At 59.9% G+C, this 12,240-nt stretch carries 10 protein-coding genes and 1 pseudogene; 3 read left to right on the top strand and 8 right to left on the bottom strand.

The genetic code is table 11. The annotated features are described in order from the left end of the window. From ccoG to ccoN, 5 genes and pseudogenes are all read right to left on the bottom strand, one after another. Entirely contained in the window at window positions 1-1,464 is a 1,464-nt protein-coding gene (gene ccoG / locus SIAM614_RS08580; protein WP_006933672.1) for a cytochrome c oxidase accessory protein CcoG, read from the bottom strand. Between the two features lie 172 nt (window positions 1,465-1,636). After that, a complete protein-coding gene (ccoP, locus tag SIAM614_RS08575; RefSeq protein ID WP_006933671.1) occupies window positions 1,637-2,515 on the bottom strand; it encodes a cytochrome-c oxidase, cbb3-type subunit III in 879 nt (292 codons plus the stop codon). 3 nt (window positions 2,516-2,518) lie between these two features. Next, complete coding sequence (locus SIAM614_RS08570; protein WP_006933670.1) at window positions 2,519-2,674, bottom strand: cbb3-type cytochrome c oxidase subunit 3; 156 nt, start codon at window positions 2,672-2,674, stop codon at window positions 2,519-2,521. A 5-nt stretch (window positions 2,675-2,679) separates the two neighbouring features. Further along, window positions 2,680-3,414, bottom strand: a complete 735-nt coding sequence (ccoO, locus tag SIAM614_RS08565; protein WP_006933669.1) for a cytochrome-c oxidase, cbb3-type subunit II — start codon at window positions 3,412-3,414, stop codon at window positions 2,680-2,682. A 14-nt stretch (window positions 3,415-3,428) separates the two neighbouring features. Beyond that, window positions 3,429-5,083: pseudogene (gene ccoN, locus SIAM614_RS08560) on the bottom strand (cytochrome-c oxidase, cbb3-type subunit I). A gap of 401 nt (window positions 5,084-5,484) precedes the next feature. Between ccoN and SIAM614_RS08555 the strand changes: the two are divergent. Beyond that, window positions 5,485-6,390 (top strand): DMT family transporter, encoded by a 906-nt coding sequence (locus SIAM614_RS08555; RefSeq protein ID WP_006933663.1) that lies wholly within the window; start codon window positions 5,485-5,487, stop codon window positions 6,388-6,390. A 23-nt stretch (window positions 6,391-6,413) separates the two neighbouring features. Here SIAM614_RS08555 and SIAM614_RS08550 read toward each other — a convergent pair whose 3' ends face one another. Beyond that, window positions 6,414-7,295, bottom strand: coding sequence for a LysR family transcriptional regulator (locus tag SIAM614_RS08550; RefSeq protein ID WP_006933661.1), 882 nt, complete (start codon window positions 7,293-7,295; stop codon window positions 6,414-6,416). Between the two features lie 101 nt (window positions 7,296-7,396). Between SIAM614_RS08550 and SIAM614_RS08545 the strand changes: the two genes are divergently transcribed. Then, entirely contained in the window at window positions 7,397-8,719 is a 1,323-nt protein-coding gene (locus SIAM614_RS08545) for a serine hydroxymethyltransferase (protein ID WP_040439638.1), read from the top strand. 62 nt (window positions 8,720-8,781) lie between these two features. On the opposite strand, the gene SIAM614_RS08540 is transcribed toward SIAM614_RS08545, so the two are convergent. Both SIAM614_RS08540 and SIAM614_RS08535 read right to left on the bottom strand, forming a co-directional pair. After that, the gene (locus SIAM614_RS08540) at window positions 8,782-9,831 is read right to left on the bottom strand and encodes an AbrB family transcriptional regulator (RefSeq protein WP_006933658.1); all 1,050 of its coding nucleotides are present in this window, start codon (window positions 9,829-9,831) and stop codon (window positions 8,782-8,784) included. A gap of 100 nt (window positions 9,832-9,931) precedes the next feature. Beyond that, window positions 9,932-10,678: a glutathione S-transferase family protein gene (locus tag SIAM614_RS08535; protein WP_208983923.1), complete on the bottom strand. Its 747-nt coding sequence runs from the start codon at window positions 10,676-10,678 to the stop codon at window positions 9,932-9,934. A 91-nt stretch (window positions 10,679-10,769) separates the two neighbouring features. On the opposite strand from SIAM614_RS08535, the gene hemN reads away from it, so the two are divergent. Then, window positions 10,770-12,143, top strand: coding sequence for an oxygen-independent coproporphyrinogen III oxidase (gene hemN, locus SIAM614_RS08530; protein WP_006933654.1), 1,374 nt, complete (start codon window positions 10,770-10,772; stop codon window positions 12,141-12,143). The last annotated feature ends 97 nt before the right edge of the window (window positions 12,144-12,240 follow it).

Here is a 12,240-nt window from a genome sequence, read left to right as displayed (position 1 = left end):
TCAAGGTTTTTGCGGTGCCTTGAACGTATCCTTGGCCGTCACGACCTCGCCCATCACGCTTTCGGTGATGCGGAAGGTAACCGGCGTCGAATGCGGCATCTTCGCCCAGGGCGGAGAGGTCACGAGAATACGAACTTCACGCGTGGTGTCCGGGCCGACAGAGATGATCGGACGGCCGGCGAAGGTGTCTTCGGTGCCAACGGCTTCGACCATCGTGTTTGCAGGCATACCTTCCACATGCAGCATGAAGTGGCGCTCGTGGCGGCGCTTGTTGGACAGGCGCACAGTATAGCCGTTGCGTACGGAACCGTCAGACTGTTCGACGAACACCGGATTCCTGTCGTGCAGAACGCTGATGTCGGCGAAATCGCGGTTGAGCAGCGCGAACAGCATGATGCCACAGACCACGGCAATGATGCCGACATAAAGAACCGTACGCGGGCGGACGATCTCGTAGACAGACTCCTTGCCCTCCAGCCGGCGCTGGATGTTTTCGTCCGTATCGTAGCCGATCAGACCTCTCGGCTTGCCGACTTTGTCCATGACGTTGTCACAGGCGTCGATACACAGGCCGCACTGGATGCAATCAAGCTGCATGCCCTTGCGGATATCGACACCGGTCGGGCAGACCTGGAAGCACTGGTAGCAGTCGACACAGTCACCTGCCGGCAAACCCTGGTCGGCAAGCTTCTTGTTCTGTTTCAGGGAGCCGCGTGGCTCTCCCCGATCCCAGCGATAGGTGACGTTGAGGGCCTTCTCGTCGGTCATGGCAGCCTGGATGCGCGGCCACGGGCACATGTAGATACAGACCTGCTCCCGCATGAAGCCTGCGAGGAGATAGGTCGTCGTGGTCAGGATGGCGATCCAGATGTAGGCAATCATCGGGGCCTGGAAGGTCAGGAGTTCCCAGACCAGGGTCGGCGCGTCGTTGAAATAGAGCACCCAGGCACCGCCGGTCCACCAGGCGATCATCAGCCACAGGAAATGCTTGGTGACGCGCTTGCGGACCTTGTCGAAGGTCCATGGATCCTTGTCGAGGGCGATACGTTCGCGACGATCACCTTCCACCTTGCGCTCGACCCACAGGAACAGGTCCGTCCAGACCGTCTGCGGGCAGAGATAGCCGCACCAGACGCGTCCTGCGACGGCGTTCATGAGAAACAGCGTCAAGGCGGCCAGGATCAGCAGGCCGGTGAGGTAATAGACTTCCTGCGGCCAGATCTCGATAAAGAAGAAATAGGCCCGCCGGGCTTCCATATCGACCAGAACCGCCTGGCTCGGTGCATCCGGCCCACGGTCATAGCGAATGAAAGGCAGGAAATAATAGATGCCCAGCGTGATGAACAGCAGCGTCCACTTGATCCTGCGGAACAGGCCATGCGTCGCCATTGGATAGATTTTTTTGGCTGATGCAAACCACTCTTCGGATTGCGCGCCCTCATGCGTCTCGGTGTCCGTAGACATACCGTCCGTCCTCTTCAACGCGATCCTGCCCCAATAGGATCTTATGTAAAATCATTCGCCACTCACAATTAGCAGCGAGTGCTCAAAATAAACCGGCGCAAAGCGTCACACTTTGCGCCGGATCAAATCGTTCAGGCTATCTGGCGCATTTGTCGCACCAGATCCGCTGGAATTACTGCCCGCCCCCGAAGGAGTGGACATAGACCGTCAGAGACTTGATGGTCGCCGGGTCGAGACGGTCGACCCAGGCCGGCATCACGCCGTTGCGCGGGTTGTTGATCTGCGACTTGATGGCGTCCAGAGACTTGCCATAGAGATAGTTGGCGGACAGCAGGCTCGGTGCGCCGACCTCCTGCAGGCCCTTCAGGTCGTCGCCATGGCAGGCTGCGCAGTTATCTTCATAAACAGTCTGCCCCGCTGCCAGATCGACACCTTGTTCGGTCTCAAGCCCTGCACGGGATGCGACGAAGTTGGCGACCTGGTTGATCTCCTCGCGGCTCAGCAACTCGTCGCGGCCGAAGGCAGGCATTTCGCCAATGCGTGCTTCGTCATGGCCGGACCGGATACCGAATTCCAAGGTGGTGTGGATGTCGTCCAGCGTTCCACCCCAGATCCAGGTGTCGTCCTGCAGGTTCGGAAAGCCTTCCGCACCCGTGCCGCCGGAACCGTGGCACGGTGCACAGTTGTCGCCGAAAGCTGCCTGGCCGTTGGCCCGGGCAAATTGCAGCAGCTCCTGATCCGTGGAGATATCCTCAAGCGAGGCTGCCACGATCTTGTCGGCGAAGACCGACCGGTCGGAGATGCCCTTGTCATAGGCTGCGATCGCCTCGGTCCGCTGGTTGGCGCCCAGCACACCGGTGGTGTAGCTGGAAATCAGCGGCCAGGACGGGTAGAGAACCCAGTAGATCACAGCCCAGACGATGCAGGCATAGAACAGATACAGCCACCATTTCGGCAGTGGGTTGTTCAGTTCTTTCAGACCGTCCCATTCGTGGCCGGTGGTTTCGACCCCGGAAATCTGGTCGACTTCCTTTTTATGTGTGTCTGCCATGGATCAGTCCTCCCGGAACGGGATTTGAGCAGCGTCGTCGAACTTTTTCCGGTTCTTCGGCCACAATGCGTAGGCCAGAACGACGCCAAACAGGATCATGAAATAGAGTAGGCCCCAGGTTTGCGCGAAGCCTGCGAATGCGGAGTATGTCTCGTTCATCGCCCTTACCTCGCGTTTGCCTTGTCGTCATAGATCGAGAAATCGACCATGGTCCCGAGAACCTGCAGATAGGCGACAAGCGCGTCCATCTCGGTGACTTCTCTCGGGTTGCCGTCGAAATCGCGGATCGTGGCGTTCGGCCAGCGTTCCTCGAAGCCATCGGCTGCTTCCGTGTCCGGTTTTGCCTGACCGATGATGTCAGATGCGGCATTTGCGATCTGTTCTTCGGTGTAAGGCACGCCGACCACGGTGTTGACCGACAGGTGAGCCCCAATGTCCCGGGTATCCAGGCGGTTTTCAGCCAGGAACGGATAGCCGGGCATGATGGAAGCGGGAACCAGCGCGCGCGGGTCCTTCAGGTGCTCCACATGCCAGTCGTCGGAATATTTGCCGCCGACACGGGCCAGATCCGGTCCGGTACGCTTGGACCCCCACTGGAACGGATGGTCGTACATCGACTCCGCCGCCAGCGAGAAGTGGCCATAACGTTCCATTTCGTCGCGCATCGGACGCACCATCTGCGAATGGCACAGATAGCACCCCTCGCGGATGTAGATATTGCGTCCGGCCAGTTCGAGCGGCGTATAGGGCCGCATGCCTTCGGTCTTTTCAATCGTGCTCTTCAGATAGAAGAGCGGAGCGATCTCGACCAGGCCGCCGATGGCGACCATGACCAGAATGCCGATCAAGAGAATGAAGGAGTTCTTTTCAAAGACTTCGTGTTTTTTCCATGCAGACATTGTCTGTCCCTCCCTTATTCGGCCGGAGCCAGGGAGCCAACCGGCGTGGCATCGGCTTCTTCAGCCTCGCCGTGACGGACGGTCATCCAGAGATTGTAGGCCATGATCACAGCACCGAGCAGGAAGAGCCCACCGCCAAGAGCACGGATGATGTAGAAGGGATGCATCGCCTCGACGGTTTCCACGAAGGAGTATTCCAGGAAGCCGAGCTGATCGTAGGCGCGCCACATCAGGCCCTGCATGATACCGGACACCCACATCGCGGTGATGTAGAGAACGATACCGATCGTGGACAGCCAGAAGTGCAGGTTGACCAGCTTCAGGGAGTAAAGCTGACGCTTGTTCCACAACCACGGGATCAGGCAGTAGATCGCGCCGAAGGAGATGTAGCCAACCCAGCCCAGAGCACCGGAGTGCACGTGGCCGATGGTCCAGTCGGTGTAGTGCGACAGGGAGTTGACAGAGCGCAGGCTCATCAGCGGGCCTTCGAAGGTGGACATGCCGTAGAAGGCGACCGAAACCACCATCATACGCAGGACCGGGTCGGTCCGCAGCTTGTCCCAGGCGCCCGAAAGCGTCATCAGGCCGTTGATCATGCCACCCCAGGAGGGCATCCACAGGATGATGGAGAAGGTCGCACCCAGCGTTGACGCCCACTGCGGCAGAGCCGTGTAGTGGAGGTGGTGCGGGCCTGCCCAGATGTAGATGAAGATCAGCGCCCAGAAGTGCACGATGGACAGACGGTAGGAATAGACCGGCCGGTCAGCGCGTTTGGGGATGAAGTAATACATGATGGCCAGGAAGCCGGCGGTCAGGAAGAAGCCCACCGCGTTATGGCCGTACCACCACTGAACCATGGCGTCCTGAACACCTGACCAGACGATGTAGGACTTGGTCGAGTAGATCGAGACCGGAATGGTCAGGTTGTTGGTGATGTGCAGCATGGCAATCGTGACGATGAACGCCAGATAGAACCAGTTGGCCACATAGATATGCGGCTCCTTGCGCTTCCAGAGCGTGCCCAGGAACAGCAGCAGGTAGAAGACCCAGACGATGGTCAGCCACAGGTCGGCATACCATTCCGGTTCCGCATATTCCTTGCTCTGCGTCGCGCCGAGCAGGTAGCCCGTTCCCGCGATCACGATGAAGGCGTTGTAGCCCAGGATCACGAACCAGGGCAGGATCTTGCCCGGCATCCGGACACGGCTGGTGCGCTGGACAACATACATCGACGTTGCCAGAAGCACGTTGCCGCCGAAGCGAAGATCACCGCGGAGGTGTGCAGCGGGCGCAACCGCCCGAAGTTGGTCCACGGCAGATCGAAGTTCAGCGCAGGCCAGGCCAGCTGAAGAGCGATGATCAAACCGACCGTGAAACCGGCAATACCCCAGAACATTGCCGCGACCGCACCGAACTTGATCGGCCCGATGTTGTAGTTGGGTTTGCCGTCGATTTCGGCCGGAATCGGTTCCCCGCCGTCATCGAAGTAGTTCTTGAAAATCAGAAACACGCTGACGGCGGCGAACAATGCGCCTATGCCAGCGTGGAATGCCATGACCTGATCGAATGTCTTGCCTGCCACGATGATGCAGGCAAACGCAAGCAGCACAAGGAAGAGAGCGAAGCCGCCTTCCTCGAGCGAGATCATTTTGGCCTTGTTTTGTGCCATTTTAGCGCCCCAGTCTTGAAATCGTTACAAGGTGCCAACGATGGCACGACCATGCACACGACTCTGAAAATGCCGCGTTGATTCATATCAACATGACCGCAAATGACGATGCCGGAACAGCCAGCAAAGGTCAGATTGCATTGGGTTAATTGTCGCGGGTACGATGCGGGGTGGTTGTTAAGGGGATATGACGACCGGTCGATTTCCGCCTCCAGACAGTGTGATCCGGCTGCGCTCAAGGCCCTTGTGCCATTGCCGATGCCCGGTCCGCCGGTTTTCAAAAGCCAAGGACCTGGAAACGTGTTAGCCCTTCGTCTTTCGCTGACGGATGATGCCCAAGGGCCCGCCGAATGCCTTCACCAGCCACCGTTGGCTTTCCTTTTCGATACCGGACCTTTCCCTTGACTGCAGCTTTCAACAAAGGCGCACGCCTTCATCCCAACATCATCGGCAGTCTCTGGATGGTGGCTGCCATGGCCGCCTTTGCGTTGGAAGATGCCTTTGTGAAGCAGGCCGCCACGCAATTACCCGTTTCGGAAATCCTCGTCCTGTTCGGCATCGGCGGCACCATTGCCTTTTTCGGCCTTGCCACAGCCACGCGGGAAAAGGTTCTGAACCGGGACGTCTTCTCGAAGGTGATGCAGGTACGTTTCGCCTTTGAGCTGGTGGGCAGGCTCTTCTATGTTCTGGCACTTGCACTCACACCGCTCTCCTCGACCACGGCCATCCTTCAGGCTACACCGATCTTCGTCGTCCTCGGTGCTTCGCTGTTCTTTGGAGAGACGGTTGGGTGGCGCAGGTGGACGGCGATCTTCATCGGCCTTGTGGGTGTGCTGATCGTGCTGCGCCCGACCAGTGACAGCTTCTCCCTACTCTCGATCCTGGCCGTCATCGGCATGCTCGGCTTTTCCGGACGTGACCTCGCCAGCCGCGCCGCGCCTGCAACCCTCAGCACCAATATTCTGGGCTTTTACGGGTTTCTGACAATCATCATCGCAGGGCTCGTCTACGGTCTGTGGGACCGATCAGCCTTCTTGGTGCCGGGAACAACCGCGCTTATTGCCCTTGGATCCGCCGTCTTTTGCGGTGTCTTTGCCTATAGCGCGCTGATGAAAGCCATGCGCACCGGCGAGATCGCCACCGTCACCCCGTTCCGCTATTCGCGGCTTCTGTTTGGTGTCCTGCTCGGTACCGTCTGGTTCAACGAAAAGATCGATACGCAGATGCTGGTCGGATGTGCTGTGATTGTGGGATCAGGACTGTTCATTCTGTGGCGCGGCAACAAGGCGAAGGCCCGGCGCACATGAAAGCAAAGCCTGCCTTCAGGCACTTATCCGATGTCACGCAAGGCCTGCAGTACCTGCCCTGAAGCACCTTTGCCCCGGCTTGCGGGAAGGCTCCACAGGCAGATCTGCCGGTGCAGCGGAACAGTGGTTGAAAAGGGTGCCACCAATGCTCCTGACGCAAGCTGTTCGGCAACAAGCGCGCGATGCGCCATCAGAACCCCTGCCCCGTTGAGCGCTTCTTCCACCGCCAGGGCATAAAGCGAAAAGACCGGGCCGCGTGGTGCAAACCCGGCACCGGGCATCACACTCTCCGCCCAAAGGCGCCAATCGTCCGCCCAGGCGGTATCCGTCAGGCAAACCGCCTCTTTCAGGTCACCTGGCTTTCTGAGCTGCTTGGCAAGCGCCGGGGTGCAGACCGGCAGCAACTCATCGCCCGAAAACGTGATCCCGTTGTCCGGAACACTGTCGCAATAAAACAGGCAGAGATCGAAGGGCACCCGCTTCAGGTTCGGCGGTGTTTCCAGAGCCGTCACCGAGATATCGATCCCGGGCAGCTTCTTGCGCAGTTGCGGCAACCTCGGGCCTAACCAGAGCTGAGCAAGCGCCGGCAGGGCGGCAATGTGGATCTTGCCGGGTGAAGCGCCGCGCCTCAGATCCCGCACGGCTGTTCCCATAAGGTCGAAAGCGGCGACAAACCCCGGCAACGCCCGCTCGCCCGTGGCGGTCAGGCGGACACCCTTGGCGTGACGCACAAAAAGGGCGGCACCTATTTCCTGCTCCAGCGACTTGATCTGCGCCGCCACGGCTCCCGGCGTGACCTGGAGCTCGGCAGCGGCCTGCGCGAACCCGCCAAGGCGCGCCGATGCTTCGAACGCCCTGAGTGCGTTCAGCGAAGGAAGTCTGGGAACGGGAGGAGCAACAGGCATACTCAAGGCCTAATTTTTCTAGCCCTTGAATTTCTAAAATCTGATTTGCGCGAAAACAAGCGGAGATGGACACTTTGTCCAAATAGACCCGGAGTTTCGACATGACCGCGCAAGACAAATGCCCCTGGCTCCCCGCTGTGGCTGCCACCCGTATCGACGAGATCACCCAGGCAACTTCCTCTCTCGGATCCGAAGCGATTGCCGCGCGCATCGAAGCGCTGGCCGAGGCCAACAGGACCATCCACGAGAAGGACTGCTTCAACCTCAACCCGGCGACCAACGTGATGAACCCGCGTGCGGAGGCGTTGCTGTCGAGTGGCATGGGGTCCCGGCCCTCGCTCGGCTATCCGGGTGACAAATACGAAATGGGTCTCGAAGCCATCGAGGAAATCGAGGTGATCGCAGCGAACCTTGCCTGCGAGATCTTCCAGTCCGCCTATGCGGAGATCCGGGTTGCCTCAGGCGCGCTGGCAAATCTTTATGCATTCATGGCAACGACAAAGCCGGGTGATGCCATCATCGCGCCGCCTGCCTCCGTGGGAGGTCATGTCACCCATCACGCGCCAGGATGCGCCGGTCTTTATGGCCTGGACATCCACGAAGCGCCAGCCGATGCCGACGGCTACACGATCGATCTGGACGGACTGCGCGCCCTGGCGCTGGAAGTCCGGCCCAAGCTGATCACCATCGGAATGAGCCTCAACCTGTTCCCGCACCCGGTGAGAGACATTCGCGCCATTGCCGATGAGGTCGGTGCCTTCGTCCTGTTCGATGCGGCCCACCAGTGCGGCATGATTGCCGGAGGGGTCTTTTCCGATCCGCTTTCGGAAGGTGCGCATCTGATGACGATGAGTACCTACAAGAGCCTGGGCGGTCCGGCCGGCGGACTGATCGTCACCAATGACCAGGATCTTGCCCGCAAGCTCGACAAGATTGCGTTTCCGGGCCTGACCGCCAATTTCGACGTTGCAAAGTCGGCTGCACTCGCCATCACCCTGCTGGACTGGCGCGACTACGGCCAGGCCTATGCCGCCGAGATGGCAGCGACTGCGCGTACGCTTGCCGATGCCCTTGCAGCGGAGGGCATGCCGGTGTTCTCAACGGCGAAGGGGGCAACTGCGTCCCACCAGTTTGCGCTGGAAGCGGCTGCCTTCGGCGGCGGTCAGGCGGCGTCGAAAAAGCTTCGCCAGGCAGGCTTTCTGGCATGCGGCATCGGTCTGCCGATTGCCCCCGTTGACGGCGACATGAACGGCCTCAGATTCGGAACACCGGAACTGGTCCGGTGGGGCATGACGAGCGCCGACATGCCGGAACTGGCCAGGCTGATAACCGAAGCCCTTCGTTCGAACGATCCGCAGGCAATGGCCGGACGCGTCGCCAGATGGCGGCAGAGTTTCGACACACTCCACTTCATCCGTCCGTGAGTATTGGCACTCAACCTGCAGAACGGCGGTTCATGGTTCCACACCCGGACCGCTGATCAGCCTCAGTTGCTTCGCCGCCCCAGCACCAGTCCGGTGATGAACGGCAACAGCAGCACCATTCCGGTGAAGCGTGCGATCTGGTGGGCGGCAACAAAGGCCGGGTCGAGATCCAGCATGAAGGCGAGCAGTGTCATCACTTCCAGGCCGCCGGGAGCGTAGGCAAGCAAGGCCTGGCCGAACGGGATATCGACCATTTCGGCAACCATCCAGGCCCCGGCAAGTGAAGTCAGAAACGCCGCTGCGAAGGCGGCAATGGAGGCTCCGAGGACACTGACAAACTGGCGGAGTGTCATGTTGCCAAAGCGGCAACCGATATGGGCGCCCATCATGACGAAACAGGGAAGCACGATGTAATTCGGCAGGACGAGCACCAGCAGACCGGACGCATTGAGACCTGCGCTCATGAAAAACGCGCCTGTCAGTCCGCCTCCCGGCACCCTGGTCTTGACCGCAAGCCAGCTCGCCGCAAGGCAGAGCGGTATGCCGATCAGAAAATCCTTGAGACCGGACACATAGACCGTGCTGCCACCAATCCCAGTCGGTTCCGCAGAGGAGACGACGGCAAAGGGCAGAACCGCCACCAGAACGAACAGACGCAGCGACTGGCTGGAGGCAATGCGCGGAAGATCCGCCCCCCTTTCCGTCGCAAGGGCCATGACATAGGAAAGAGCCCCCGGAATCGACCCGAAAAAGGCCGTTTCCTTCGACCATTTCGCGCCGTAGTGCAGCACCGCATACCCGGCAAACGTGACGGCCACCATGACTGCGAGGAGCATGGCCATGGACACCGGCCACTCCGCCACCCGCTCGACGATATCCGGATGAACCCCGGCCCCCATTGAAATGCCAATCATGATGAATAGCGCATCCCGCAGCAGGGCCGGCATGAGCGTCGGAACCTGTGCCAGCGTCGCGATGGCGACGAAGACCATGGCGCCGGACAACCATGCCGCAGGCAGCCCGAGCAGGTTGAACAACGCCCCTCCGGCAGTCGCAATGAGAAGCGTGACCGCAAGTCTTCCGGCGGCAGATTGAAACGATATGTCAGGCATCAGGACCCATTGAGCTTGGAAAGGCTCCTTGAGCTATAGATGGATTGATCGGACAGCGCATGGTTGATTGCATGGATCAACATGTACGAGGCGTCTTTTATCAGGCGGTTGTCCCCGGCAACTGCGCAGGGCGGGGCTGTGTGAAAGGTTTACCCTCAATTCCTTCCAGTTCACAGGCCTTGCATACGGCCGGACGCATTTCCAGCGTTTCAAGAAGAGCGCGCAGATGCGGCGTCGCCTCAAGAGACCATTTGCCTTCGTTGCGATAGAGCTGGGCCCACCTGGCGCAAGCGGCAAGATAATGGTCCAGGACGGAAAGTTCGGTCCCCAGAAGAAAGGGGCCGCCCCGCGCGGAGAGTTCAGCCTCAAGATGCCCGAAACTACCGGTGATCCGGCGTATCAGACCGGCGTGAAGGCTCAAGGCCACCTGCGCTTCGGGAACATATCGTTCCGGCTTGAAGGAGATCCGCAGGTCCGAGTGCAACGTGTTTGACAGGAAAAACAGCCACTTCAGGAAGCGTCCGCGGTGTGGTGAGCCAGGGGCCGGCGCCAGATTTCCGTGCGTTTCCGCCAGATGCACGATAATCGCCGCCGTTTCAAACATGGGGGCGTCCTGCCCCGGCACTTCCAGAACCGGAATCAGGCCCTGCGGATTGAGCCGTCGATAAGCCTCGGAGTTCTGTTGCGAGATCAACCGGTCGACAGGCGCATAGTCATAGCTGAGGCCAAGTTCTTCAAGAACCATCCTGACGATAAAATTGGCGCTGTCCGGAGAGCCATGCAGTCGGTACCGCTTAGGAGAATCGGCAAGCCGGGTTTCTTCGGCAACGGGCTGCAAGTCGGTCACGCCAGATCATTCCTTCGGTTTGAGTGTCATTCCCGCCAGGGACTTGAGCGATATCAAGGCGCGGTCCCGCGCAGCGCGGATAGATCGACACATGATGAAAGATCCGCTCTCTTACGCCATGCGCAACGTTCCGCGCTACACCAGTTATCCGACAGCACCGCATTTTCATGACGGCGTAACGGCCGGTGTCTATGCGGACTGGCTCAAGACGGTGTCGTCGCAGGATTCGCTTTCGCTTTACCTGCACGTGCCCTATTGCCGTGAGCTTTGCCACTATTGCGGCTGCCATACCAAGGCAACGCGTCAGGATGCGCCGCTCAAGGCCTATGCCGCAACGCTGGGGCAGGAAATCAACCTGGTTGCCGAGCACATGCCGCATACAGGTCCTGTCCGCCATATCCATTGGGGTGGCGGAACGCCCAGCCTGTTGCCGCGCGAGAGCCTGATCGATCTGACCGGGCTGATGCGTGTCAGTTTCGACCTGGCACCGGATCTGGAACACGCCATCGAGCTGGACCCGCGGCTTGTGACGGAACAGCTTGCCGAAACGCTTGCCATCATCGGTGTCAACCGGGCCAGCCTCGGTGTGCAGGACTTCGATCCCAATGTTCAGAAAGCCATTGGCCGGATGCAGCCCTACAGGGTCGTGAAGCAGGCGGTGGAGTTCCTGGCAGAGGCCGGGGTGACCGCGCTCAATTTCGATCTGATGTACGGACTTCCCGGCCAGTCGCCGGAAACGATTCTCGACACGGTGGAAAAAACGCTCTCTCTGTATCCCGGCCGCATTGCCCTGTTCGGCTATGCCCATGTGCCCTGGATGCGCAAGCATCAGCGCCTGATCGACGAAAGCACCTTGCCGAATGCAGCAGAGCGGCTGGCTCTTGCGGATCTTGCCCGCGCCGAACTGCTGAAGGCCGGGTATATCGCCATCGGGCTCGACCATTTCGCCCGTCCGGACGACAGCATGGCCATCGCTCTTTCCGACGGATCCCTGAAGCGCAATTTCCAGGGCTACACGACGGATCAGGGTGAACAGCTTATCGGTTTTGGCGTCTCTTCCATCGGACGGCTGTCTGCAGGCTACATTCAGAACATATCCGACGTCGGCAACTGGCGCCGGGCAATCATGGCGGGCGAGCTGCCGGTCTCGAAAGGACTGGCGCTTTCCGCCGACGACCGCCTGCGTGGACGGATCATCGAAGAACTGATGACCAACTACACCTGCGATCTGACACCCGCCTGCCGGGCCTATGGCCTGCCGACAAGCCACCTGGCAGATGCATTCGATGCACTGCAGGACCTGGCGGCCGATGGCCTTGTCCGGCTGGATGTTCAAGGTGGCACCGCGAAGGTTGAAGTGACAGAGGCCGGGCGGCCCTATGTGCGTCTGGCCGCAGCAGCATTCGACGCCTATCTGGCGGCAAGTCAGGCAAGCGGGAAAGCCCGCCATTCTGCCGCTGTTTGAAGACCAAAGCCCCGAGGCAGGACCTTGGGGCTTGCCTGTTTCGGCAGCCGGGCCACCGGCTGCGAACCGGGCGCCGACGATCGGCCACAAAAAAAGG

The organism is Roseibium aggregatum IAM 12614 (genome assembly GCF_000168975.1).
Lineage (GTDB): Bacteria > Pseudomonadota > Alphaproteobacteria > Rhizobiales > Stappiaceae > Roseibium > Roseibium aggregatum.
Note: the sequence above shows the minus strand (reverse complement) of the source record. Positions and strands in the feature narration are given on the sequence as shown.